At 65.0% G+C, this 23,829-nt stretch carries 22 protein-coding genes; 7 read left to right on the top strand and 15 right to left on the bottom strand.

What is annotated here, in order from left to right:
• The first annotated feature begins 27 nt into the window (after nucleotides 1-27).
• Nucleotides 28-894 carry an alpha/beta fold hydrolase gene (locus ACWEO2_RS28065; RefSeq protein ID WP_354954037.1) on the top strand — a complete coding sequence of 289 codons (867 nt, stop codon included), beginning with the start codon at nucleotides 28-30 and terminating at the stop codon, nucleotides 892-894.
• A 34-nt stretch (nucleotides 895-928) separates the two neighbouring features.
• Nucleotides 929-1,492 carry a TetR/AcrR family transcriptional regulator gene (locus ACWEO2_RS28060; protein WP_354954039.1) on the top strand — a complete coding sequence of 188 codons (564 nt, stop codon included), beginning with the start codon at nucleotides 929-931 and terminating at the stop codon, nucleotides 1,490-1,492.
• 291 nt (nucleotides 1,493-1,783) lie between these two features.
• Here ACWEO2_RS28060 and ACWEO2_RS28055 read toward each other — a convergent pair whose 3' ends face one another.
• The gene (locus tag ACWEO2_RS28055) at nucleotides 1,784-2,356 is read right to left on the bottom strand and encodes an NADPH-dependent FMN reductase (protein WP_452408057.1); all 573 of its coding nucleotides are present in this window, start codon (nucleotides 2,354-2,356) and stop codon (nucleotides 1,784-1,786) included.
• 401 nt (nucleotides 2,357-2,757) lie between these two features.
• On the opposite strand from ACWEO2_RS28055, the gene ACWEO2_RS28050 reads away from it, so the two are divergent.
• Nucleotides 2,758-3,219 carry a zinc-binding dehydrogenase gene (locus ACWEO2_RS28050; RefSeq protein ID WP_452408056.1) on the top strand — a complete coding sequence of 154 codons (462 nt, stop codon included), beginning with the start codon at nucleotides 2,758-2,760 and terminating at the stop codon, nucleotides 3,217-3,219.
• Between the two features lie 116 nt (nucleotides 3,220-3,335).
• Here the strand turns inward: ACWEO2_RS28050 and ACWEO2_RS28045 are convergent, their stop codons facing one another.
• From ACWEO2_RS28045 to ACWEO2_RS28025, 5 genes are read right to left on the bottom strand one after another with little or no spacing between them, the layout of a single operon-like run.
• Nucleotides 3,336-5,312 (bottom strand): acyl CoA:acetate/3-ketoacid CoA transferase, encoded by a 1,977-nt coding sequence (locus tag ACWEO2_RS28045; protein WP_452408055.1) that lies wholly within the window; start codon nucleotides 5,310-5,312, stop codon nucleotides 3,336-3,338.
• 31 nt (nucleotides 5,313-5,343) lie between these two features.
• Nucleotides 5,344-6,534, bottom strand: coding sequence for an acyl-CoA dehydrogenase family protein (locus ACWEO2_RS28040; protein WP_355182141.1), 1,191 nt, complete (start codon nucleotides 6,532-6,534; stop codon nucleotides 5,344-5,346).
• A 59-nt stretch (nucleotides 6,535-6,593) separates the two neighbouring features.
• Nucleotides 6,594-7,505 (bottom strand): alpha/beta fold hydrolase, encoded by a 912-nt coding sequence (locus ACWEO2_RS28035; RefSeq protein WP_452408054.1) that lies wholly within the window; start codon nucleotides 7,503-7,505, stop codon nucleotides 6,594-6,596.
• Nucleotides 7,502-7,954 carry a MaoC family dehydratase gene (locus tag ACWEO2_RS28030; protein ID WP_452408053.1) on the bottom strand — a complete coding sequence of 151 codons (453 nt, stop codon included), beginning with the start codon at nucleotides 7,952-7,954 and terminating at the stop codon, nucleotides 7,502-7,504. Before ACWEO2_RS28030 ends, ACWEO2_RS28035 begins: the two co-directional genes overlap by 4 nt.
• Before the next feature lie 10 nt (nucleotides 7,955-7,964).
• Complete coding sequence (locus tag ACWEO2_RS28025) at nucleotides 7,965-9,674, bottom strand: PHA/PHB synthase family protein (protein WP_452408052.1); 1,710 nt, start codon at nucleotides 9,672-9,674, stop codon at nucleotides 7,965-7,967.
• A 122-nt stretch (nucleotides 9,675-9,796) separates the two neighbouring features.
• Here ACWEO2_RS28025 and ACWEO2_RS28020 point away from each other — a divergent pair, with 122 nt between their 5' ends.
• Nucleotides 9,797-10,345 carry an NAD(P)/FAD-dependent oxidoreductase gene (locus ACWEO2_RS28020; protein ID WP_452408051.1) on the top strand — a complete coding sequence of 183 codons (549 nt, stop codon included), beginning with the start codon at nucleotides 9,797-9,799 and terminating at the stop codon, nucleotides 10,343-10,345.
• Here the strand turns inward: ACWEO2_RS28020 and ACWEO2_RS28015 are convergent.
• Nucleotides 10,323-10,883: an MFS transporter gene (locus ACWEO2_RS28015; RefSeq protein WP_452408050.1), complete on the bottom strand. Its 561-nt coding sequence runs from the start codon at nucleotides 10,881-10,883 to the stop codon at nucleotides 10,323-10,325. The genes ACWEO2_RS28020 and ACWEO2_RS28015 overlap by 23 nt on opposite strands.
• 10 nt (nucleotides 10,884-10,893) lie before the next feature.
• Nucleotides 10,894-11,166 carry a hypothetical protein gene (locus tag ACWEO2_RS28010; protein WP_452408049.1) on the bottom strand — a complete coding sequence of 91 codons (273 nt, stop codon included), beginning with the start codon at nucleotides 11,164-11,166 and terminating at the stop codon, nucleotides 10,894-10,896.
• Nucleotides 11,167-11,460: 294 nt separating this feature from the next.
• Here ACWEO2_RS28010 and ACWEO2_RS28005 point away from each other — a divergent pair, with 294 nt between their 5' ends.
• Nucleotides 11,461-11,949, top strand: a complete 489-nt coding sequence (locus ACWEO2_RS28005) for a hypothetical protein (RefSeq protein ID WP_452408048.1) — start codon at nucleotides 11,461-11,463, stop codon at nucleotides 11,947-11,949.
• Nucleotides 11,950-11,966: 17 nt separating this feature from the next.
• On the opposite strand, the gene ACWEO2_RS28000 is transcribed toward ACWEO2_RS28005, so the two are convergent.
• From ACWEO2_RS28000 to ACWEO2_RS27975, 6 genes are all read right to left on the bottom strand, one after another.
• A complete protein-coding gene (locus ACWEO2_RS28000) occupies nucleotides 11,967-12,581 on the bottom strand; it encodes a cutinase family protein (RefSeq protein ID WP_452408047.1) in 615 nt (204 codons plus the stop codon).
• Between the two features lie 537 nt (nucleotides 12,582-13,118).
• Entirely contained in the window at nucleotides 13,119-13,907 is a 789-nt protein-coding gene (locus tag ACWEO2_RS27995) for a hypothetical protein (RefSeq protein WP_452408046.1), read from the bottom strand.
• The gene (locus ACWEO2_RS27990; protein WP_452408045.1) at nucleotides 13,904-14,629 is read right to left on the bottom strand and encodes a hypothetical protein; all 726 of its coding nucleotides are present in this window, start codon (nucleotides 14,627-14,629) and stop codon (nucleotides 13,904-13,906) included. Before ACWEO2_RS27990 ends, ACWEO2_RS27995 begins: the two co-directional genes overlap by 4 nt.
• Before the next feature lie 138 nt (nucleotides 14,630-14,767).
• Entirely contained in the window at nucleotides 14,768-17,119 is a 2,352-nt protein-coding gene (locus ACWEO2_RS27985) for an arylsulfatase (RefSeq protein WP_452408044.1), read from the bottom strand.
• A 186-nt stretch (nucleotides 17,120-17,305) separates the two neighbouring features.
• Nucleotides 17,306-18,724, bottom strand: coding sequence for an MFS transporter (locus tag ACWEO2_RS27980; protein WP_452408043.1), 1,419 nt, complete (start codon nucleotides 18,722-18,724; stop codon nucleotides 17,306-17,308).
• Entirely contained in the window at nucleotides 18,721-19,113 is a 393-nt protein-coding gene (locus tag ACWEO2_RS27975) for an SDR family NAD(P)-dependent oxidoreductase (RefSeq protein WP_452408042.1), read from the bottom strand. The genes ACWEO2_RS27980 and ACWEO2_RS27975 overlap by 4 nt, the downstream gene beginning before the upstream one ends.
• Before the next feature lie 320 nt (nucleotides 19,114-19,433).
• On the opposite strand from ACWEO2_RS27975, the gene ACWEO2_RS27970 reads away from it, so the two are divergent.
• Both ACWEO2_RS27970 and ACWEO2_RS27965 read left to right on the top strand, forming a co-directional pair.
• Complete coding sequence (locus tag ACWEO2_RS27970) at nucleotides 19,434-19,778, top strand: YidH family protein (RefSeq protein WP_452408160.1); 345 nt, start codon at nucleotides 19,434-19,436, stop codon at nucleotides 19,776-19,778.
• A 547-nt stretch (nucleotides 19,779-20,325) separates the two neighbouring features.
• Entirely contained in the window at nucleotides 20,326-20,505 is a 180-nt protein-coding gene (locus ACWEO2_RS27965) for a hypothetical protein (protein ID WP_452408041.1), read from the top strand.
• A gap of 37 nt (nucleotides 20,506-20,542) precedes the next feature.
• On the opposite strand, the gene ACWEO2_RS27960 is transcribed toward ACWEO2_RS27965, so the two are convergent.
• On the bottom strand, nucleotides 20,543-23,776 hold the full coding sequence (locus ACWEO2_RS27960; RefSeq protein WP_452408040.1) for a protein kinase domain-containing protein: 3,234 nt from the start codon (nucleotides 23,774-23,776) through the stop codon (nucleotides 20,543-20,545).
• Nucleotides 23,777-23,829 lie beyond the last annotated feature (53 nt).

The following is a 23,829-nucleotide window of genomic DNA, read 5'->3' as shown; positions in this document are numbered from 1 at the left end:
TCGCCTACCAAGTCCTCGGAGGAACACATGCATCTCAGTACCGCGCTCGGTCAGCCGCACGAGGTCGATCTCGCCAGCGGCCGCATTCGCTATTACGAGACCGGATCCGGCGCGCCCATCTTGTTCGTACACGGCCTGCTCGTCAACGCGAACCTGTGGCGCAAGATGATTCCGACCATCGCCGCCACGGGCTATCGGTGCCTGAGCCCCGACTGGCCGCTCGGCGCGCATTCCATCCCGGTGCCGGACGCGGATCTGACCCCCACCGGTCTCGCCGACCTGGTCGAGGCGTTCATGGCGGAACTCGATCTCTCCGACGTCACGTTGGTCGCCAACGATACCGGCGGTGCGATCGCGCAGGTCCTGCTCAGTCGCGGCACCTCGCGGATCGGCCGGGTCGTGCTCGCGTCGGTGGACTGCTACGAGCGCTTCCTGCCGCCGCCGTTCAATCTGCTGCCACCGCTGGCGCGCATCCCCGGCTCGATCCGGCCGCTGACCGAAGTACTGCGGATCCGTGCGTTGCATCCGCTGCCCATCGCGCTGGGGTGGGTGGCCAAGCACAAGGTGGCCCCCGAGATCATCGATACTTACCTGCTGCCGAGCCGCAACTCCGCCGCCATCCGCAAGGATCTGCGCCGATTCCTGAAGACCGCGAATCGCCGCTACACCCTCGAGGCGGCAACCCATTACCCGTCCATCGACATCCCGATCCTGCTGGCCTGGGCCCGCGAGGACAAGCTGTTCCCAGTCGCGCTGGCCGAGCGGCTGGCCGCCGACCTGCCGAACGCCACACTGAAACTCATCGACGATTCCTACACCGCGAGCCCCGAGGATCAGCCTGAGTTGCTGACCGAGCTGATTGTGGAGTTCACTCGCATGCATGCAACTCCGTAACCATGAAAACCGTTCTCGTAGTACCCGATTCGCCTTGGAGCGGGCAGGGCGCGAGCTCTTCGCCGAGCACGGCTTCACCGCCGTTCCGGCCGAGCAGTTGGTCGCAGTCGCCGGCGTGACCCGGGGTGCCCTGCAGTACCACTACGCCGATAAGCGCGGCCTGTTCGTCGCTGTGCTCGAACAACTGGAATGGGAGAACACCCAGGAGATCGCGGCGGCCATGGCGGCGGCCCCGAACCCCGACGACCTGCTCGACACCTTGGCCATCGGTCTGCGTACCTTCCTCGATATCTGTTGTCGTCCCGAGATGATCCAGATCGCACTATCCGACGCGCCCGCCGTCCTCGGTTGGCAGGCGTGGCGCGAGTTCGAAGCCCGCAACGGACTGGGACTGCTCACCCCGCAGCTCGAGGCCGCGCGCGCGGCGGGGCAGATCCCGGACGTGCAGGTGAATATCTTGGCGCAGCTACTGCTCAGCGCCGCGACCGAAGCAGGCATGCTCGTCGCGCACGCACCCGACCCCGCCGCGGCCCGCGACGATGCGCTGCAGGCACTGATGACGGTGATCGCGGGTACGCTTCGGCCTCGTGAGGCTTAGCGCCCTGGCGCAAAACGATTGCCGCGCTACCGAATTCACCTCCGGGCCGTTGTCCGTCCGCAACGCATCAAGCAGGTCGATTGCCGTGGCGTTTATGACTGAGACAGCCTCGAGTTCCCCCCCAAGAATCCTCCGGATCGCATCATATTCGCGTCGGAAAAGCAGCTGAGCAATAGGATGGTGCGCAACGGCGTGAAGACCACCGGCCATTGATCGACCCGAGCATGATGTGAAGGTGACTCGCGCGAATGTCGCGAGCTGCCTGCTGATCCATTAGTGGCAGGTGGTGTCTCAACGCGGGGGTGGGAGGACGGTGAGCACGCGCGTCACATGGGCTCCGAACTCGTCCATGAAGGCACGCAGAAACCGTGCGATATTGTCGTCGAGCACCTCGCCGTCTTCGGTGAAGGCATCCGAGTGGTATTGAATGTAGGCCTCGGGGGCGTTCATCTGCGGCGAGTTGAGGTAGCCCAGCACGCTACGCAGGCTCTGTTGGGCAATTGCCGTGCCCAGCTTGCCGGGCGAAGTCCCGATCACCGCGGACGGCTTGTAGGTGAAGGAGTTTTCACCCCATGGCCGGCTCGCCCAGTCGATGGCGTTCTTCAGCCCTCCTGGGATCGAACGGTTGTACTCGGGGGTGACGAACAGGATCGCATCAACCCCGGCGAGGGCCTCCTTCAGCGCCCGGCCTTCGGGAGGGAAGTCGGCGTCGTAGTCGTAGTTGTAGAGCGGAAGGTCCTTGATGGGGATCTCGACAAACTCGAGTTCGGACGGCGCCAAGCGGATCAGCGCCTTGGACAGTACGCGGTTGATGGACTTCTGCGACAGGCTGCCGACGATATAGCCAACCCGGTACGTGGTCACGACGTCTCCTCGGTCTAATGGCTCGACGATGTCATTGTTGGCATTTCTGTGGTTGTTTGACCGGCAACGTACTCAAAAGCAGCTGAACCCATTATTTGGCTGACGAAGCCGCTCTGTGTCACAAGCTGTGCGCAATGAGTTCCGCTCTGCCCACAAGGTTTCTGACCGGTCCCCGATGACGAGATTATTTGGTAATTGAGTCCGGGTAATACCTATCCGGATTCAGTTGATGCAGGACGCCACCGGTGGTGGGTGTGAGTACAGGCCGCAGCGTGCTCGGCCGGCGTGCGATAACCCAGCTTTGAATGCCTGTTAGCCCGATTATGGTAAGCCTCGAAGCCGCCGCACAGCGCGGGCCTCGAGCAGGTAGGGGACTGCCGAATTGCATCAGGCGGCCGCCCTTGCGCAATGCGTCCAGGTCGACGACGGCGAATCCGAACTGGGCCGCGGCCTCGGAGCCGTCACTGGCGGCCGTAGCCTCTTCGATCGCGATGGAAGGCATCGCGGAGGCGCTCGAGCTGGCCGGCGAATGCCTTGCGCAACCGGTGGTCGAGCGCCACCACCACGCCTTCATCGACACCTACGGCAGCGGGTATGTCGAGCTGGCCCTTGCCCTCGGCGTCGCGACCGAACGCATTGACACCATCGCCGACTACGCGGCCGCCGCGAAGTACGGGGTGAAGACCGACGGCGGGTCAGAGGCCGGGCCGGGCGCCGAAATACTCGCCGAGCTGGCTCGCCTGATCGCCGACGGACAGCTCGAGCTGCCGATCGCGAAGAGCTATCCGCTGACGCAGGTCCGCGAGGCCTACGCCGAGCTCGAACGCCGCCACACCCGAGGCAAGATCGTCCTCACGCCCTAGTGGCGCACCAGCCGTTCGGTAGACCGCCGCTTCCTGCTCCCCGCTTCGCTCGACCAGGGCGCGGATTTCGAATTCCCCTGCTCCCGGGACGACGGTGTCGGTGATCGCTGCCGGCGTCAGTCCGTGAGTGGGGTTCCGACGTTGGCGAGGGCCTCGGTGCGGTTCTCGTAGATGTGCGGGGCGACTCCGCGGGCGGCGAGATGATCTCGGAGCTTCAGTCTCATGAAGGAGCTTGTGCTGTAACGACTCACCGAAAGGTAGAAGCGGTCAGCGAAGTCCTGGGCCGAGCGGGCGTAGAGGTCGCGCAGGTCCGCCGGGAGGGCAAAGTTGTCGTAGTTGGCCACCAGGTGGGTCTTTCGGCCGATCTGGAGCAGCCGGGATTCGATTGCCGCGCGGATGGTTTCGACGTCGTCCGCGGTTGTCGGCGCGAGGCCTTCCATATTGAGGAAGAAGATGTTCCGCTTGTCGTCGTAGGTCATGCGGGCCTGCATCGGGACCGATAGCAGCCGGTCTTTCAGTCCCATCGGGTTCGGCGCGAAGATGCGGGAATCCATGAGGGCCGGTTCGGCCTCGATGATGGGCTTGAATGGCATGTGCGCGAAGATATCTCGCTCGATATCGATTCCGGGCGCGACTTCGGTCAGCAGCAATCCGTCCTCGGTCAATCGGAACACGCAGCGGTCGGTGATGTACAAGACCGGCTGACCGGTCCGCAGCGCTTGTGCACCGCTGAACGTACGTTGCTCCACGGCGTCGAGGAATTTCGCTGCGGCAGGAGTCGGATCGACGACGACCCGGCCGTCCACAACGGCCGTGCGACTGGGTGCGACAAAAGTACCGAGGAAGAACACCTGTTTGGCGTTCTGGCTGATGTTGATGAAACCGCCGGAACCGGCCAGCTTGGCTCCGAACCGGCTGACATTGACGTTGCCGTCCCGATCGGCTTGCGCCATGCCGAGGAAGGCGGCGTCGAGTCCGCCGCCGTCGTAGAAGTCGAATTGGTAGGGCTGGTCGAGCACGGCCTGCGCGTTGACCGCCACGCCGAAATCGGCTCCGCCGGCGGGTATTCCGCCGATCACGCCGGGTTCCGCGGTAAGTGTGAGGAAGTCGGCAATGCGCTCTTCCATCGTGACGGCGGCAATCCCCTCGGGTATGCCGACACCGAGGTTGACCACGCTGTTGGCGTGCAGTTCGAGCGCGGCACGGCGTGCGATGACTTTCCGTTCGGTCAGCGGTAGTGGCGTGGCGTAGTGCAGGGGCACGCGCCGGATCTCGCCGCTGTAGGCCGGTGAGTACGGCGTGCCGAAGGTCTGCCAATGGTGGTCCGGTGTCGCCATCACCACGCAATCGACGAGGACCCCGGGAATCTTCACCTCGCGCGGACTGAGCGACCCGCTCTCGGCGATCCGCTCTACCTGCACAATTACCAGTCCGCCCGCATTGTGCACGGCGGTGGCGATGGACAGCGCCTCCAGGGTGAGTGCCTCACGCTCCATGCTGATATTGCCGTCGGGATCGGCGGTGGTGCCGCGCAGCAGCGCGACATCCAACGCCAATGCCCGGTAGAACAGCAATTCCCGGCCCGCCACAGTGATCAGTTCGACCAGATCCTCGGTGGTGCGCTCGTTGACCTTGCCGCCGCCGAACCGAGGGTCCACGAACGTGCCCAGCCCGACGTGGGTGAGCAGGCCGGGCTTTCCGGCTGCCGTGTCGCGGAACAACTGGGCAAGCACGCCCTGGGGCAGATTGTGCGCGGCGATTTCGTTGCCGACAGCCAGTTTCTGGATGCCGGGACTCATCCCCCAATGCCCTCCTATGGCCCGGGAGAGCAATCCGGGATGGCAGATACGGTCCAGCCCCCGGCCTCGGCGGTCCCCTTGGGCCACGGTGAAAACAATGCCGAGATCGCGGGGCGATCCGGATTCGAGGAAGCGCTGTTCGAGCGCGAGGGTGAGCTCTTCGGGAAAACACTGTCCCCCGAATCCCTCGATGGCGACCGAATCACCGTCACGAATCAGACGCACGGCTTCCGCTGCGGTGACGACCTTGTCGCGGGCCGCCGTCGTGGTGGGGAAATCGGTGATGGCGGGCATCGCTGCTCCTGACAATGCTCTGGGCGCCCGGTCAGGCGAACGCGCTGATGCCGGTGATGTCGCGGCCCACGATCAGGGTCTGCATGGTTTCGGTGCCCTCGAAGGTGTGCACGGCTTCGACGTCGGCCATATGCCGCATGACCTGGAAGTCCAGGAGAATCCCATTGCCGCCGAGCAAGTCGCGCGCCGTGTGCAGGACCGTGCGGGCGGTACTCGTATTGTGCATCTTCGCCAGTCCGGCGAGGGTGGGTTGCAGACGTCCCTCGGCGGCGAGCGTGCCGATCTGCAGGCAGTACAGCTGCATGGCGGTGACGTCGGCGAGCATCTTCACCAGACGGTCCTGCACGATCTGGAAAGCCGCCAAGGGTTTTCCGAACTGGATGCGCCGCTTGGCGTAGGTCAATGCGGTGTCGAATCCGGCGAGCGCGTGCCCGAGCGCCATCCACGCGCACGCACTGCGGGTGCCGACCAGCACTGTGGCGCAGTCCTTGAACGAGTTCGCGCCGGGCAGCCGGTTCTCGGCCGGGACCCGCACCCCGTCGAGCTGAATCTGCGCCTGCCACACTGCCCGCAGCGCACCCTTCCCGGTGATGACCTGCGCGTTATAGCCGGGCGTGCCCTTCTCCACCAGAAAACCCTTGACCTGACCGTCCTCGGTGTCGCGCGCCCACACGACGATCACATCGGCGATGCTGCCGTTGCCGATCCATTTCTTCGCGCCGTCGATGATGTAGTCACCGCCGACGCGGCGGGCGCTCGTCTCGAGCCCGATCGAATCCGAGCCGTGGTCGGGCTCGGTCAATGCGAAAGCACCCAGCTTCTCCAGCCGCGCCATCTCGGGCAACCACCGTTGTTTCTGCTCCTCCGAACCGCAGTGGGCGATCGACTGCATGGCCAGTCCGGCCTGCACGCCGGCGAAGGTGCCGATGCTGCCGTCACCGCGGCTGAGTTCCATGTAGGCAAGGCCCACCGAAATAGGATCCAGGTCCGGGCAGCCGTAGCCGACGATGCCGTCGCCGATGATCCCGACCTCACTCAGGCTCTTCAGCAGCGGGAAGGGGAATTCGGCCCGCTCCCAGTAGTCGTTGATGACCGGGCGAACCTCTTTCGCGACAAACTCCCTTGTGCGCGAAAGGACATCGAACTGAGCGGGTGTGATGCGTTCCCGCAAGAAAAAGTAGTCGGTTCCGAGAGCGTCGGCGACACCGATCTGAAGGTCCATTTCGAGCTCCCTGCGCAAGGAATCATCCGAATAATGATGTGTGACCTACATCGCCTATTTTAGGGTGCGCCCTCTGTTTCGGCCCGAACAATGTCACCGTCGACAACGAAATCCCTGGTCTGTTGTCTCGCGGCATATTTTCGAGAGCACCACGGCGCACGGAAGGTCTCGATCACCGGCACCAGCACCGATGCGTCGGCAATCAGGTCGACATGCCCGCCCGGATGCAAGTGCACCGTCGCATGCGGCAGCAATCGGCCCATGATGTGGGCATTGGCGACCGGGATGATCGGATCGTCGGTGCCGGCCAGGATCAATGTGGGCTGGCGGATGAGCGGCAGTGCGAACAGGCTCGTCCACACCGACCCGGCCAGCAGCTGATGCACATAGCCGACACGGGAGCCCGCCATCAGCTGCCGATCGAACAGCCGCTGGACAATGGCGGGATCGCGGCGGACACTGCCTCCGTAGAGTTCCCCGGCGATGCGGGCAGCATAGCGGTGGTCCAGAAACCGATGTGGCGTAAGCATTTTCAGTAGCGCACGGGGCGTGCCCGGGATCATGAGTACGCCGGTGCCGGTGGAGACCAGCACGAGGCGACGACACCGCCGCGGATACTGAAAGGCGAACTGCTGCGCCAGCGCACCTCCCCAGGACAGGCCCAGCACATCGACCTGCCCGTGGATGCCCAGCTTGCGCAGCACTGCGCCGAGTACCGCGGCGAGATAGGGAAATCCATACGGCAATGGCGAATCCGGAGACCCGCCGGTGCCGGGCACGTCGAACCGTACCACCGTGGTCGCCGGATTCAACGCGGCGACCAGCGGATCGAATACCTCGAGCGCCGCGCCGATACCGTTGCACAGCACCAGCGGCACACCCGAACCCCAGCGCACGTCGACGCGGATCTGTTGTCCCAGTACGGCGATCAGCCGTTGTTCGACGGCGTCGGCGGGCACGGGGGCGCTCATGGGTACAACACCACGACGTCGGCGACGCAGGCCGGGCGGGTGCCGCCGTCGATTTCGTAGGTGAGGCCGAAGACCGCCTCCACGCCGGATGTCTTCTGCTGGGCGGAATTCAGCGTCACCGCCGCCCGGATCTTGGCGCCCACCGGCACCGGGGCGGGGAAGCGCACCCTGTTCAGGCCGTAGTTGAGCGCGGCGGTGAGCTCGCGAATCTCCAGTACGTCGGCGATCACCACCGGCGCGAGGGACAGGGTGAGATACCCATGCGCGATAGTGCCGTGGAACGGCCCGGCCGCGGCACGCTGCGGATCGGTGTGGATCCACTGGTGATCACCGGTGGCCTCGGCGAACCGGTCCACCTGCTGCTGGGTGATCTCCATCCAGGCGGTGGTCCCGAGTTGGTGGCCGACCATGCCGACGAGATCGGCGGGCGTTTCGAGTTGTGTTGTCATGACCAGCCTTTCAGCGTGCGAGCACGTATTTTCCGGGCGCCGGCTCCAGCGGTGGCAGTTCCGGGCAGCCGAGCCCGGCGGGCGCGTCACGCAGTGGCCCGCTACGTTCGGCGAGCCAGAGCACGAAATCGGGCCACCACGAATCCCGCTGCTGTGGTGCCGAATTCACCCACCTGCCGGGATCGGCATCGTCGGTGGGCCCGATCCGATAGGCGGCCTTGGGATTTCCCGGCGGATTCACCAGGGCGGCGATGTGGCCGCTGGTGGACAACACGAACCGCTGATCCTTGCTGCCCAGCAGCCGCGCGCTGCGATAGCACGCCTGCCAGGGAGAGATGTGGTCGGTCAATCCGGCGACCACGTAGCTGTCCGCGGTCACCCGCGACAGATCGACCGGCGTGCCGAGCATGCTCACAGAGTTCGGGACGGTCAGCGCATTGTGCACGCCGAGCATGACCATGTCGCGGTGCAGCGTCGCGGTCATCCGCGTGGTGTCGGCGTTCCAGAACAGCACGTCGAACGGGGCGGGCTGACGTCCCTGCAGGTAGTTGTTGACCCAGTACCGCCACACCAGATCGTTGGGCCGCAGCCAGGCGAACATCTCGGCCAGCGCCCGGCCGTCCAGGTACCCTTTGCGCGCCGACATCGCGATCGCCATTTTGGCGGTCTCCTCGTCGAGGGTGGCCGCGGCGAATCCGGCGTGACTCTCGTCCAGCACCGTCACCATGAGCGTCAACCCGGCCAGCCGATGGTCCTGCCCGATCTCGGTGAGGTGGGCTGCGGTCATGGCCGCGAGAATGCCGCCGGAGCAGGAGGCCTGCAGATGGGTGCGCTCGCTGCCAGTGATGCGCTGCACGGCGGCCAGCGCGTCGAGGATGGCTTGCCCGTAGCTGTCGAATCCCCACTCGCGCTGCGTGGCGGTGGGATTGCGCCACGATATGGCGAACACCTGCTGCCCCTGGGTGAGGAAGTACTCGATCATGCTGCGACCCGGTGCGATATCCATGACGTAGAACTTGTTGATCACCGGCGGCACCATGAGCAGCGGAACCGTGCGCACCTTTTCGGTGCGCGGTGCGTACTGGATGAGTTCGAAGACATCGGTGCGCAGCACGACCGATCCCGGGGTGACGGCGAGGTTCTCGCCGACGGCGAACGCGTCCGGCTCCACCATCGCCGGAATTCGTGGCGCACCGGCCATATCGGTGACGAAATGCCGCAGCCCGCGTAGGGCGCTGAGCCCGCCGGTATCGATGAGCGCCTTCCAGCCCAGCGGGTTGAGCAGCGGATTGTTACTCGGAGCCAGTGCATCGACCGCGTTGTCGACCACGAAACGCATCCACTGGTCGTCGCGCCAGTCCAAGTGAGCGTCGGTCAGCATGGTCTCTGCGGTCTCGCCCGCGGCCAGATACACCTGCATGGCGCGCTTGAGCAGTGGATTGCTCTGCCAGGCGGGATCGGCGAACCGCTTATCCGGCTTGGCCGGGGCGACCTGCGAGCGTCCACGCGCGATGTCCACCAATTCCTGACCCAACGCCGAGACCCGTTTCCCGACTGCGCGCGGACGGCGGGCCAGGTGCACCGCAAGCCGGCTCCAGGAGTTGTTGGGCAGCAGGCGGCGGCTGATGCCGATGGCCGAACTTGTCAGCAGCAAATCGAGCGGGGCGGCCATCTCGTCGGCCGCTGTCAATTCCTCGGCGTGTTCGGAATAGGTCACCATGTGCTCATTCTCCTGCGATTCGGAAGTTCCGTAGTTCGATTGAGCTCCTCGATCTCTCCATGGTTTGTCCTGGCAAGATCGGAGTCGTAATTTGGGCTCGATCTCCGGCATCCTGCCTGCCCGTGGCGGTGATCGGCGGTGCGAACTCGGCCGGACAAGCTGCTCTGTTCCTGGCCGGCCGAGGTTGCGCCGTCACCCTCGTGGTCCGGTCGGGGGATCTGTACGCCGGGATGTCGAGCTATCTGGCCCACCGCGTCGAGGCCGACCCCGCGATCGATGTCCGGCTCGAAACCGAGGTCATCGCTCTGCACGGCGGTGATCGATTGGAAGCGATCGCCGTGTCCGGCGAGGATTCGCCGGAACAGCACCGGCTCCTGTGTGCCGGTCTGTTCTGCTTCATCGGAGCCGACCCGGAAACCTCCTGGCTGTCGGATATCCGCCTCGACTCCCACAGATTCGTGCTCACGGATGTCGCACTGGGCCCCGACACCGCAGACGACATGTGGGACAAGCTCGGTCGTGGTCCGTTGCCGTTCGAGACGAGCGTGCCGGGGATCTTCGCGGTCGGCGACGTGCGCGCCGGATCGATGAAGCGCATCGCCGCGGCCGTCGGCGACGGCTCCGCTTGCATCCGCTCGGTGCACGAGTTCATCGGCCTCGCAGGACTGTAGCCGCATACCCGGGCGCATCGAGTCGGCCGCCGCGGCCGCCGTCACCGAGCTCATCGTCCTGGCGGCCGAAAAGCCGCCTACGAGGCGCGCAACTGCTCGAGCGCCGTCGCCCAATTCTCGATGTGGTGGCCGTGGCGAGCTTTCCGTCGCGGACGGTGAACACGTCGATGGCCATCGTCCGGAAGGACTTGCCGGTGGGGGCAGCCCCCCAGAACTCGGCCACCGGCGTACTGGTCGCCTCGCCGCGCACGACCATCAGATCGTCGACCACTCCGCCCCACGGTCCGAGTAGCAGCGGCGGCACCCCGCCCGCTGCCAGCACCATGCCCAGCGAGGCCGGTGAGCCGGTCAACTGCAGCACCAGCCAGCCGATCGCGGTCGCCTGCACGAATGTTCCACTGGCAGAAGCAATCTGGCCCGCAAAATACCAGCGGAACGGTTTCGACCGCAGGGCGCGGAACGCGTTCGCCCGGACAGATGGTCGAATAGTCGGTGCTGCGGCAGCTTCGGGCACCACCGTCAATGCGTCACGATCCATGCGAAACGTATCAGTCTCGCAGGGCCTGGGCCAGGACGCCGACCGCTGGTGCGACCGCGGCTTCGGCCGCGTTGGTGTGGTCGACCACCAGTTTGATGATCGGCGAATCCTGTACGCCGGCAACGGTTTTGCGGCCCGCCTCCGGCGCCATCTGGTACCGGAAGGGCGGCTCCGAAGTCGCGTCCACGAATGCCTGGGCCGCGGGCTCGAGCGAGATGCCGTGCGGATTGCCCGCCATGGTCGCCTTCCTTTCGTCGCGTCGATGTGCGCGCAGCGCGAGCACGCGCTCCAGTCTTCGCGGTATGGGCGGGCGGCGGCCCACTTCTTGGGCCACGAATCCCTGAAAACGGGACACCGGCCGATCGGTTGGCGTGACTGTGCAGATCTTTCGCCGTGCAAAGCGAATCTGCTGCCCTGTCGCTGATTTCGGGGTCGGTGTGCTCAAACGGCGGTCGATTTTCTGTGAAAGCCCCCTCGACAGATCTTTTGCGATTGCGCCGTATCGTGATAGTTTTTCTCTATGGTCAACTAGACCAAAATCTCGCTGTTCATCGAGGGAGATTCCGTGTCCAGGGCTGTGAAGGTTGCCGCCGCACGGGTTTGCGGGGGAATTCTCGGGATGGTTGCATGCCTGCTCGGGGTGGGCGCCGGGCACGCCGATGATGCGCCCGGTCCGGTGCTGATCGGTGGCACAGAGTATTTCGCTTTGGGCGATTGGAACTGCTCGATCGGTGCGGATGGCGTGGTGGGATGCGACCTCGCAGTCCCGGCTTCGTCGATGGACGTGCTGTATGCCGGAATGCAGATGTCGTTGCCGAATGTGCCTGCCATCATTATCGATTCGGCTATGTGGCCGGCGCATCCGCAGTGGAACGCCAACCGCAGTCACACGCTGCCGGGCGGAAATCCATTATTGCCGCGCCTTACACCCGAGAACTACCACGATCCACAGTATTCGGTCACCTATGCCGGAGCGAACTGCCAGATCACCTTTCAAGGTGCGGCAGTGTGTACCTCGATGGGGCACGGGTTCAGCCAATGGGGACCAGTGCCGCATGGCTACTGATCCCCATGAATCACTGGCTACCGGTACCAGACACCGGAATCCCAGTCACCGTAGTCCCAGACGTTGAAATCGTAGCGACCATGTGCGCCTCCGAAGAGATAACCCCACCAACCAGCCGAGGTGTCGCAGATCTGGTCGTCGTGGTTGCACACGGTCAACACCGGGAAATCGCCGAACCAATCGTCGACACCGGCCAGTGGATAACCGATGATCCCGCTCCCGGGTGTCGACGACAATCCGGCCCATCCGGGGCCGGCGGCTCGCTTGGGATCCGACAGGAGAATGGCATTGGCATTGCCGACATCCTGGTGTGCGGTGACCCAGGCGTGGACGATACCCGCGCCCTCGCTGTGCCCGATCAATCTGATGTGGTCGCCCGGGCATTGGCTGCGATGCACCCAGAACAGCCGGTCGAGTTCGTTCAACCCCGACATCGGGTCGGCGGAGTTGTATCCGACAGGCTGATTCACAAATGGGGTGAACACCGACGAGGTGTTGTCCCCGAGACCGCCGATGCCGATGGCCCAGTCGCCAGTACAGTCATCGGCGTGCGCGTGCGGGATCGTCGCGTATGTGATGGAAAGGAGGATGGCCAACAGTAATGCGGCGAAGAGCGCCGTTGCTCTACGCATGGTCGTACTTCATTCATTTTTCGTGCCTCCGGGTCCGGCCCGGCTTGCACGACTTGTACCCAGAAATTGCTGGCGTTCTTGTTTTCTGGCGAAACAGTTACATAGGCCATCGATTCGTTTGCCGTAACGCAATGTCGGAGGCCATCATCCGGAATAGAGCACCACTCGCCCTACCTCGACCCGAGCGAGGTCCGCATCAGATTTCGCGAAACCCTCTGGCCCGGGGGAGGGCTCGCATAACCGGAGATTCGCGCACACTCCCGGCCGCGCGCCTCGCCTCCGACGTCACTGGCATCGCTCGAGACAGACAAACCCAGCGCTCGGGAACCACTCGTGGTGCACCGCGGCGATGTTCAGGGTCAGGCGGGTGAGTTCCGGTGCGCTGGAGACGATGTCGCCACCGCGCATCCCGGCGCTGATCGGACCGGATCCCGCAATCGTCCCCAAGATCTAAATGCGGTAGCTGTACCGCCTGCGGTCGACCATGCACCGGCATCATCCCCGGCGATGGTTCGCCGGGGATGATGCCGTATGTCATCAGCGTGCCGAACCGGAGGACGACCCGGTGCGGATGCCGCTCGCTGACCCGCTCGGCAGCCGCAGGTTGGCGTCGGGGACGACGACGCCATCCGGTGTTTCCACCGCGTCACGGTCGGCGTAAGGACTCTGTCCGGGCGCCGCCTGAAGTGTCGAGAGATACTTCCACAGGCCGCCGGCCAGCGCGATGCCGCCGCCGGCCAGCGTGCCGGCCACCCCGCCCGCGGCGGCGAAAGCCAGTGCGGCCGCTGGGATGGTTGCGACGCAGGCGGGCCCGACGATCAGGCACGATGCGGCGCCGATCGCAGCGCCGACCACGGCGCCGACCACGGTCCCCACCACTGTTCCGAGCAGCGGGCCGCGGCTGAGCGAGTCGGCCAGTTCGGTCAGGGCGCGCTGGTCCTCCAACGGCGATGCGACGGTTCGCGGCGCAAGCTCGACATGGCTCACATCGGGTTGCAGCGTCAGGGTGCGCCCGTCTTCGGAGATCGACTCCGCAAGAGGATGAACCGCACCGTCGATCGAATAGGCCATCGGCAGTGAATCCAGCACTTGACCTGCGGAGTCGCGCAGTTCGACCTGTTCACGACTCGCCGCGACAGCGAAGTGGGCGTTGTCGACCGTGGTCATCACACGGTCGCCCACGACCTCGATGCGATAGTGCACCGATGGCGACGGCGGTGCGTCGGCGATTGCGGGCGGTGCGGCGATCCCGGTAGCGACGACGGCCGTCAGGACACCTAGCCACGCACGCTGTGAGACCGGGTGCGCATCGTTTCGCGCGATCATTGCGTGGCTCCCGGTGTGGCGGAGGGGGATTCGGCATGACCATGCAGGTCCGGTGCGTACTTGCTGGTTCCGGGCGGGGCGTTGAGTGTGGTGAGGTACTGGTACACCGCGATCGCCGCCGTCGGACCGCCGCCGACGACCAGGCCCGCCATCCCGCCGACGCCGCCGGCGAGGGCGACGATGGGCAGCACGGCAACAACACATCCCAGGCTCAGCACCAGACAGGATGCGCCGGCGAGCGCGACGCCGACGCCCACGCCGAGAACCGCTCCGACGGCCGTGCCGAGCAGGCTTCCCACCGACGTGCCGATGCTGACGGCATTGATGAGGTCGTTCATCGCGAGCTGGTTCTCTACCGGTGACGCAACGGGTTTCAATTCGTCGCGTCGAATCGCGGCGACGTCCGGGGTCAAGGTGAGAGTGTGACCGTCGGGCGCGATCTGGTGCCGGACCGGGAGCGTTTGATCGTCGATTCGGACCCGCAACGGCAGTGAGTCCAGGACGCGTCCCGCGTTATTGAAGATCGAGACCGCGCTGCCATCGTCCGACAACGCGAAGGTCCCGTTCTCTAGGATGGTGACCACCGATTGGTCGGTTGTCAGTTGTGACCGGTACGACACCTCGGGGGAGACGTCGGTCGGCGCGGCTGTCGCGGTCGCTGCTGTCAGCACGACGCCGGCGACTGTCGAGGCGGCCGCGAATGCTGACCATCGTATTCTCATTGTTTTCCTCACCTTGTTTTGAAAAGGTCCACGAAGGCGGGCGCCGCGGCGGTCGTAACCGCGCCGCCCGCCGCCCCTGTGGGGGTGGATCTGATGAACGGGTGCGAACGCGCACCCGTGACGTTCAGCGCACGGCGACTACTGCCGAGCCATGGCCGCGCGTATTTCGCTTGCGGTATCGGTGATCGAAGTGCCGGAAATGTCGACGGTCGCGCTGTGCAGGGTGCCGGTGAATCGGAACGGCGCCTGGTACTCCGTCGTCACCACCGACCCCGGGTTGGCGCCGCAGCGCAGGCCGCCCGGGTTGAAGATGATCGGCGTGGTGACCGGGAATTCGGCCTGGCCGACAAGGCGGTCGTCGAGGTACAGCAACGCACGGCCGGGCGCGCCCTTGCCCTGCATGAAATTGGGGAGTCCGGTGGGTTGGAACTCGAAGCCGAGCCGGTGGCGCCCGGCCGGAATCGCTTCCTCGGAGGACACGGTGAACCAGGACCGGCGCACATAGTTGTGCACGTAGTGCAGTCGGCCGTGCTGCAGGTAGAACGACCAACCGCCGGTGTAGCCGCCCTCGCACAGCAGCACTCCCTCGGCCCCGTCGGTGGGGATGGTCACCTCAGCGGTGATGCTGTGCGGCCGGTTGAACAGTCGGGGTGCGACCGCTGCGGGCAGCATCTGGGTGTCGGGCCGGAGGGTGTATCGGGTGCGGTTCTCGGTGAGTTGAGGTCGCTCGTCCAACAGCCGGGCCATCGCTCTGCCGTCGATGGGAAGGACCTGGTACTTCTCGGCCTCGACGTACCACAGCCGGATCAGCTCGGCGAGCTTGTCGGGGTACTGGGCGGCCACATCGTGGTTCTCGGCGAAGTCCTCTGCCACGTGGTACAGCTCCCAGTGGCTGGCATCCAGGTCCGCGAGGTCCTGGGCCATGATCGGAGTGCCGAATGGTCGCTCGGATTCGGCGAAAGACGGCCCCGGCCAAGGGCATACCGCTCGCCAGCCGTCGTGATCGATCGCGCGGTGGCCGAGCATCTCGAAGTACTGGGTGTGGCGGCGGGTCGGCGCGGCGGGATCATCGAGGGTGTGGGCGAAGCTGACGCCGTGCAGCGGGGTTTGTGCCACACCATTGATCAATTCCGGCGGCTCGATGTCGAGCAGGTCGAGCAGGGTGGGCATGATGTCGATCAAATGTGCGTACTGGGTGCGCACCTCGCCGCGAGCCGCGATGCCGCGCGGCCAGTGGATCAGGAACGGGTCGCTGGTGCCGCCGCGGTAGGTCTCACGCTTCCACCGCCGGAACGGGGTATTGCCGGCCCAGGTCCAGCCCCACGGATAGTGGTTGAAGGTGTCGGGGCCGCCGAGTTCGTCGATGTCCCTGAGGCTGTCTTCCAGCGGCTCTTGCGCGTTGTTGAAGAACTGCAGCTCGTTGGTCGTGCCGGTGACACCGCCCTCCGAGCTGGCGCCATTGTCGGAAACCACGGCGACGATGGTGTTGTCGAATTCGCCGATCTCCTTCAGGAAGTCCAGCACGCGGCCGATGTGGTGGTCGGTGTGGGTGAGGAAGCCGGCGTACACCTCCATCATCCGGGCTGCCAGTCGGCGCGCGTCGGGACTCAGTGAGTTCCACTCCGGCACATCGGGATCGCGGTCGGACAGCTCGGCATCGGCGGGGATGACGCCCATCTGCTTCTGCCGTTCGAACACCATTTCCCGATAGGCCTCCCAGCCCTCGTCGAATCGGCCCTTGTAGCGGTCGGCCCACTCCCTGGGCACATGGTGTGGAGCATGGGCGGCGGCAGGACAGAAGTAGAGGAAGAACGGCTTGTCCGGTGCCGCCTGTTTGGCGTCGGCGACGAACTGGATTGCCTTGTCCGCCAAGTCTTCGCTCAGGTGGTAGCCCTCTTCGGGAGTGCGTTCCGGCTCGATCTGGTGGTTGTCGTGGACCAGATCCGGGTACCACTGGCTGGTGTCGCCGCCGAGGAAACCGTAGAAGCGCTCGAAACCGCGTCCCAGCGGCCAGCGGTTGTAGGGGCCGGCGGGCGATTCTTGGTCGGCGGGGGTCAGGTGCCACTTGCCGATCGCGTAGGTGTTGTAACCGCGCGCCAGCAGCATCTCCGAGAGAAACCCATTGGAGAACGGGATGTTTCCGTCGTATCCGGGGTAACCGGTGGAGAACTCGGTGACCGCCGCCATCCCGTTGGCGTGATGATTGCGTCCGGTGATGATGCACGAGCGCGACGGTGAGCACAGCGCGGTGGTGTGCATATTGCTGTAGAGCAGGCCATCGGCAGCCAGCTCATCGAGGCGGGGCGTGGCGATCGGGCTGCCGTAACACCCCAATTGTCCGTAGCCGACGTCGTCGAACACGATCAGCACCACATTCGGTGCGCCCGCGGCGGCACGGACCGGCCTCGGCCAGGCGGGACTGGATTGGTCGATGGTGGGGCCGACTGTCCCCGAAAAGGCGGTGCCGGGGGTGTACTCGTTCAATGCCATGCATTGCTCCTCTGCTCAGTGCTGGCGAAAGCGCTGTCTGTATGGGTTCTTTGCGCGATGAGCGCGTAAGTCGGGGAAAGACTGCGGGTGTGGGTTGGCCAGTGGGCCGAGCGGCAGACCGTCGTTCAGGGCCGTTCGCTTATTCCGGCAGGACCGGGTGCTGACGATCGGTGCGACTGTCCGGCGTCAGTTCCCGCCGGCTGGGACCGCGCTCTCGGGGTCGGCAACTTCATCGGACCGTTCGAGGGAGCCGCTCGTGGACTCCCCGAGGAACGCCATGACCATGGCGAGGATGAACATGAGGGCAGCGATGAAGTAGAAGACCGCGGGGATTCCGAAGTTATCCAGAATCGCTGTGATGGCGAATGCGCCGAGAATATTGCCGAGCCGGGCCGAGGCGCTGGCCCAGCCAGAGCCTATCGATCGGAAGCGGGTGGGGAAGATCTCGGCCGAATACGTCTGCGTGAGCGGTACGACGACCTGGAACAGGACCTGGAGCACGCAACCGATTCCCAGGACGTAGGCGGTGGAATTTCCCGCGGTGAACAGCAACGCGACTATGCCCAACACGGTGCCGATGACGGCGAGGGAATGCTTGCGCTGCCAACGATCGGTCACCATGGTGCTTGCGAAAAATCCCAGCACACCGACGGTGGTGACGACCGCGGTGATAAGTGTCGATTGACCGAGGTCATACCCCTTCAGTTTCAGCAGCGTCGACAGCCATCCGGTGAACCCGAAGTAGGCGACCACACCGAGAATCCATAATGCGCAGGCGACGACGAATCGTTTGCCGTATCCCTCCCGGAAGAGGGTGCGAATCCCGCTGCCGCGGTTTTCTGTCGACGTAGAGGTCGCAATCGGGGCGGGTACAGATGCCGGCAGGGGTGTGATCGTGTGCCCGGCCGCGCGCACTGCTTCCTCGATGCCGGTCATTATCGAATCGGCGCGGACCAGGTTCGCGCGGGACTCGAGCCAGCGCGGTGACTCCGGTAGATGCCGAAGGAAGGGACCCACCAGCAACAGCCCCAGCCCGCCGACGATGTACAGCGCGCGCCATCCCCATTCAAAGTTGGGTATCAGGGCGAATGCGAGCCACGCGAGCAACGTCGGACCGATTCCGGCGATGGTGATCACCCAGGCGATGGCGCGGCCACGCACCCGGCCGGGGACGAGCTCTGCCAGCAGGACCGCACCGACCACCGTCATCCCCTGATACCCGATTCCGATGAGGAACCTCAGGAGCACGAACGACTCGGGTGTCGAGGCTGCGGCGTTGAGCAGCGACGGCGCCGAGAACAGCAGCAGGCAGGCGACGAGTGTCGGTTTGCGGCCGAACCGCCCGGCCGCCCATCCACCGGCGAACGCTCCGATGAACGCGCCGACGCCGGTGGCGGCGGTGATGGTGCCGACATCACGCACTGTGAATCCAAGGTGCTCGATCAGTGCCGGCGCGCTGAACGCGAACGTATAGAGGTCGATGAGCTCGAACATGAAAGCGCCGATCATCAGGGCACAGACCATGTGATGCCAGCGGCATATAGGCAGACGTTCGAGCCGATCGGATACCGAAACCCGCAAGGGCTGAGGGGAAACCGATGTCACTGCACGCTCATTCGGTGACGGCGGCGAGCTTCGTCGCGACCCACCGGCGGGGTGGCCCGAGACAGCGCGTATCCGATGTGGGCCGCCGCGGCGACCGGGGCAGATCGTGGTGCCCCCGATTCCGTGCGGCTCGAGTTCCACGCGCAGCGCCTGGCCATCTGCTTTGTGTCGGAGATATCCACCCGGCTGGTGCGGACCGCACGCTCGGGGGATCGCACCGCCTCGGCCGTGTCGAGGAGGCCGGCCTCATTGATGTCGTACAGGGAGAGGGACGCGCCGCGGGCGGCGCGCAGTATGGCGAGTTCGCTCCCGATTCCGCTGCCAGCGCCGGTGGTGGCCACGACCTGGGCGGACAGATCCGCTTTGGTTCGCGGAGGTAACGTGATCATGGTCACAAGCTAGCGTCGACGTGCACGGGAGCGCTTGTGAGCGCATGCCAACGTGTGTGTGACTCGTTGTGAGCCCACGACAAACGTGGGTAGATTCGCCCGGCACGGAAATCGAATGGCTGTCGGGTCGGAGCATCGACACCGAGACGCTGAAGCAGCGAGTCGCGCTGGTGTTGCTGCGCATTTTGCCCGGCCTGACACAGTCCTGGCCCACGGAATTGTGACGTGGCGACAATCGGTGCATCGAACTTTGGTGCGGAGCGCCGCGAGAATGGGACCTGGGTCTCCTAACGTGACGTGACGTGGCAGATACGACTCCCATCGAACCCGATTCGCGACCGGATGAGCGCTTCACACTCGCCAGTGAGCGGACCTTTCTGGCCTGGATTCGAACCTCGCTCGGTCTACTCGCCGGTGGGATCGCAATGGTGCACCTGGTCCCCGAATTCAGCACTGGGTCGGTACGTTCCCTGCTCGGTACCGTGCTGATCCTGCTGGCGGTCGCCGCGCCGGTCGCCGGCTTGCGCCGGTGGCTGCAGGTGCGGCAAGCCCTGGAATCCGGTGCCGACATGCCCGATGCGCGCGACCTGTGGGTTCTCGCCATCGGCAGCACCGCTGTCGCGACGTTCGCCGGTGTCGTCACGGTCGCCGGCGCTCTACATTGATGCGCCGCGTCCAGGCGCGAGCGCCCTCGGTACACGATCCAGATTGCTGCACGCCCGTGACGTCGTGGGCTGTAGTGGTGCAGACGCCCGGAATCCGGCGCCAAGCGGTCGAGGTTCGGACTCGACCAGTCTCGACCGTCAATGCAACGACTTGGTGGCAGATCCGCGCGTGGCTCGATCGCTGCGCTCCTGACTACCTACAGCGGCTGCGTCGACCAGGTGCTGCCCCTTGGACTATCCACGCTTCTGCGGCCCGTCGCAGCGCCGGCGGGCTTCAGCGGTCGAGCCACGGTCCCTTCGTAGGCAGAAAGAAACAGGTATGCGGGCTAGGTAGTTTTCCGGTCGCTGATCGTGCTCGCGGAAAGCAGGCTGCAGGCGACAGGCCAGGATTTATCTCTCGAGGACACTCATGAATCCACAGAATCGACAGCGTGCAGTTCACGATGCGCGCCGTTCGTCGGCGAAGCGGCCACCGCGACTACGTGGGCGGGCCCAGGAGGCGAGCCCCGTCGGGGGAGCGGGGTTCCCGGCGCACGGTGATGTGCACTTGCGCATCTGGCTGGGCGGAGTGGCCTTCGACTATCGAGCCGGTGTTGCCGCGGCATACAACCTGATCCGCGATTGTCAGCGAAAGCGCTGGTGCGCAATCGAATTAATGCTCCATACCGTCGAGGAAGGCCTGCCCGAAAACCGCTTGCCGAACGAACGATTGTTTCTCGGCGCGTGACTGTACGGGCGAAATGCGTGTGTAACAGCCGAAAGATTCAGAGTTGCTCGGCGGCCCACGCCGCGATCTGGGTGCGCGAGGTGAAGCCCAGTTTGGTCAGGATATGTTCCACGTGTCCCTCGGCGGTGCGCTGCGAAATCACCAGCTGGGCGGCGATCGCCTTGTTGGTCAGACCTCGAGCGACGAGATCAGCGACCTGGCGCTCACGCTTGGTCAAATTCCCCGCCGGAGCACGGACCGGCGCGGCTTCGGATTCGTCGCTGAGCGCGAAGCCGGCCGCGGCATCGAGACTCATCGCGGCGCCCGCCCGGTAGGCGGCCTCGAATGCTCGTTGTCCGAGCGCCTTGCGGCTGTTCCGAGCGCATTCCTCGTGATAAACGCGCAAATTGCGAAATATGTATGCGGAGCTGCAAGCAGCGTTGCCCAACGAGTCGGCGGCACCCATCAAGATAGCCGCGCGCCGGGCATGGTGCTGTTTGCTGGCGATCCAGGCCAGCATTTCCGTACAGGCCGCAGCGACGAGTGGATCGGCCACCAGTTCGGCCAACCGAAGACCCTCCTTCAACAATTGCTCGGCCCGGTTGGACTCGCCCCCTCGCCACTCCGCGAATCCCGTTACCCACATCGCCCACGCCCGTTCCAACGCTTCTTTGGAGGATTTGGTGATGGCGATCGTCTTCTCGAGACAGGCAATGGCCTGCGATGTGTGGCCTTGCAGTGCATGCGCCCATCCGAGCAAGAACTGGGCGTCCAGCTGCAATATGAGGTCGCCGCGTGCTTCGTATATTCCTACCGCGTCGGCCAGGTTTCTGTCGGCGCGGGCCAGATCACCGTCGTCCTCGGCGAGAGCCTTGGTGCCCTCGGAATGTGCAAGCAAGGCTCTGACCCAGGGGTCCGCCGTCTGCTCGGCCAGGGTCTGGAGTTGGGCCACATAGGCTGTGGTGGCTGCTGGTTCACCCTGCATCGCGGCCATGGCAGTGGCTCCGTAGAGTGCCTTGGCTCGGTCGGCGGTCTGCACACCGGTCGTATGGGCGAGCGCGCGTTCGCACCAGTGACGTCCCTCGCTGAGCCACCCACGCCAAACCCAGAAGGGATATAAGGCGGCGACAATTCGCACCCCGCTCTCGTGCGACTCGGTGAGGCTGGATTCCAGCGCCTTCCGCAGATTCGGCAACTCCCGTTCCAGTCGGGCAACCCAGTATGGCTGATGTGGGCTGATCCATTCCGCCTCTGCTCGGAGAGCCAATCGCTCGCACCAATCCCGGTGGCGCTGAAGGTATTCCGGGTACTCTCCACTGTTTTCGGCTTTCTGCCTCCCGTATTCCTGGACGGTCTCGAGCATCCGGAAGCGGATGGTGCCATCGGTTTCCTCGCGGATCAGGATCGACTTGTCCACCAGCGCGGATAACGCATCGAGCAATTCCGCCTCGGTCAAGATGGTGCTGCACACCTGTTCGGCGGCGTCGAGTTCGAAACCGCCCGAGAAGACCGACAGTTGGTGCCACAGTTGCTGCTCGACCGTGGTGCACAGGTCATAGCTCCAGCCGATGCACCATCGCAGGGTCTGCTGCCGCATCGGGGCACCACGGCTCCCGCGAGTCAGCAGGGCATATCGGTCGTCCAGCCGGGACAGGATCTGCTCGGGCGACATCGTCCGCAGGCGGGCTGCGGCCAGCTCGATCGCCAACGGCAACCCGTCCAGTCGGGCGCAGATCCGGGCCACGCTGAGGCTGGTGTCGTCGGTTACCGTGAAGCCCGGTACGGCCGCGGCAGCTCGTTCGGCGAACAAGGTCACAGCGTCGTACCGGGCAGCTGCTCGCAGCGTCGGCTTGCTCGTCGAATCGGGAATCCCCAACGGGGGCACCGCAAACACCGACTCCCCACCCAGGCGCAGAGCCTCGCGGCTGGTCGCCAGAATCCGCAACTGCGGGCAGGTCCGCAACAGCGACTCGGTCAGTTTCGCGACCGCATCGATCACCTGCTCGCAGTTGTCCAGCACCAGCAGCAGGCTGCGCGGGGACAACAGTTCCGCCAGCACTTCGAGTACGGGTCGCGCATCTTGGCTGCGCAGCCCGAGGGCGGCGGCCACGACGTCGACCACCAATGTCGCATCCCGCAGATCACCCAACTCGACTAGCCACACACCGCCGGCGAAGTCCCGTTTCATTTTGTGGGCGGCTCGCAGTGCGAGCCGTGATTTGCCGACCCCGCCCATCCCGGTGAGCGTCACCAGACGCGACCCTGCCAGCAGGTTCTTGACCTCGGCCACCTGGATCCGCCGATCGACAAAGCTGGTCAGTTCGAGCGGCAAGTTCCCCACACCTGTCTCAGGTGCAGGCACCGATGTCGCAACTGAGGCACGCTCGGCTCCCACTTCGGTTTGCAGGGCCATCTCGTCGACCGCGAAACCATGATTGCGCTCTACCTGCCGCAGTTGCTCTCCCAGCGCCGCAGCGGTCGGGCGGTCCCGCGGCTCGCGCGACATCGCCGACTCGATCACCGCGCACATATCGTCCGGGATTCCCCGCTCGCGCAGATCAGGGACCGGTTGCTCGGTGATCCGCAGAAACTGCGCGACCACCTGTTCACCGCTGCGGCGCTCGAAGGGCGCGTGCCCGGTCAGGGCACAGAACAATGTGGCCCCAACCCCGTACACATCCGATGCCCGGCTCGGGGCCTCCCCGCTCAGCACCTCGGCAGCGATGAACGCCGGCGAACCGGTGATCGTGCCGGTCGTCGTCTCGAACCCACCGGCGATGTGGGCGATACCGAAGTCCGTCAACGCGGGTTCGCCGTAGTCGGTGAGCAGGATGTTTCCCGGCTTGATATCGCGATGCAGAATTTCGGCCCGATGCGCCGTCTCCAGCGCACCCGCGATCTTCACTCCGAGGCGCAGCACTTCCGGCAGCGGTAACGGGCCGTCGCCGCGAATGCGCGCATCGAGCGAGCCGCGCCGGTGGTAGGGCATCACCAGGTACGGGCGACCGCTTCCGGTCGCACCGACCTCGAGCATGTCGACAATATTCGGGTGCCCGGTCAGCCGCCCCATTGCACGTTGCTCGCGAAAGAAACGCTCCCGATTCTCGTCGAGTTCGCCGGTGAGCACCTTCACCGCCACCGTGCGGTCCACCTCGGTCTGGGTGCATCGATACACCTCCCCGAACCCGCCCCGCCCGATCTCCTCCGCGCCCGCGAAACCGGCAGCGTTCAACTCCGTGACGACATCAATACCAACATCACGCTGCGTCTCGAGCGGATCGATCTCAACCATTGGCTACTCGTGAGCTACCCGGCGGGCACCAGCCAGAATATCCCGCCCGCTCA

The sequence above is a fragment of the Nocardia sp. NPDC004278 genome (assembly GCF_053602975.1).
This window is presented reverse-complemented; position numbering and strand designations above follow the sequence as displayed.

What these genes read in the sequence shown, in the direction of transcription:
- ACWEO2_RS28065 (WP_354954037.1), top strand. Translation starts at nt 28, where the DNA reads ATGCATCTCAGTACCGCGCTCGGTCAGCCGCACGAGGTCGATCTCGCC.
- ACWEO2_RS28045 (WP_452408055.1), bottom strand. Translation starts at nt 5,312, where the DNA reads ATGCCCGCCATCACCGATTTCCCCACCACGACGGCGGCCCGCGACAAG.
- ACWEO2_RS28040 (WP_355182141.1), bottom strand. Translation starts at nt 6,534, where the DNA reads ATGGACCTTCAGATCGGTGTCGCCGACGCTCTCGGAACCGACTACTTT.
- ACWEO2_RS28035 (WP_452408054.1), bottom strand. Translation starts at nt 7,505, where the DNA reads ATGAGCGCCCCCGTGCCCGCCGACGCCGTCGAACAACGGCTGATCGCC.
- ACWEO2_RS28030 (WP_452408053.1), bottom strand. Translation starts at nt 7,954, where the DNA reads ATGACAACACAACTCGAAACGCCCGCCGATCTCGTCGGCATGGTCGGC.
- ACWEO2_RS28025 (WP_452408052.1), bottom strand. Translation starts at nt 9,674, where the DNA reads ATGGTGACCTATTCCGAACACGCCGAGGAATTGACAGCGGCCGACGAG.
- ACWEO2_RS28015 (WP_452408050.1), bottom strand. Translation starts at nt 10,883, where the DNA reads ATGGATCGTGACGCATTGACGGTGGTGCCCGAAGCTGCCGCAGCACCG.
- ACWEO2_RS28000 (WP_452408047.1), bottom strand. Translation starts at nt 12,581, where the DNA reads ATGCGTAGAGCAACGGCGCTCTTCGCCGCATTACTGTTGGCCATCCTC.
- ACWEO2_RS27995 (WP_452408046.1), bottom strand. Translation starts at nt 13,907, where the DNA reads ATGATCGCGCGAAACGATGCGCACCCGGTCTCACAGCGTGCGTGGCTA.
- ACWEO2_RS27990 (WP_452408045.1), bottom strand. Translation starts at nt 14,629, where the DNA reads ATGAGAATACGATGGTCAGCATTCGCGGCCGCCTCGACAGTCGCCGGC.
- ACWEO2_RS27985 (WP_452408044.1), bottom strand. Translation starts at nt 17,119, where the DNA reads ATGGCATTGAACGAGTACACCCCCGGCACCGCCTTTTCGGGGACAGTC.
- ACWEO2_RS27975 (WP_452408042.1), bottom strand. Translation starts at nt 19,113, where the DNA reads ATGATCACGTTACCTCCGCGAACCAAAGCGGATCTGTCCGCCCAGGTC.
- ACWEO2_RS27960 (WP_452408040.1), bottom strand. Translation starts at nt 23,776, where the DNA reads ATGGTTGAGATCGATCCGCTCGAGACGCAGCGTGATGTTGGTATTGAT.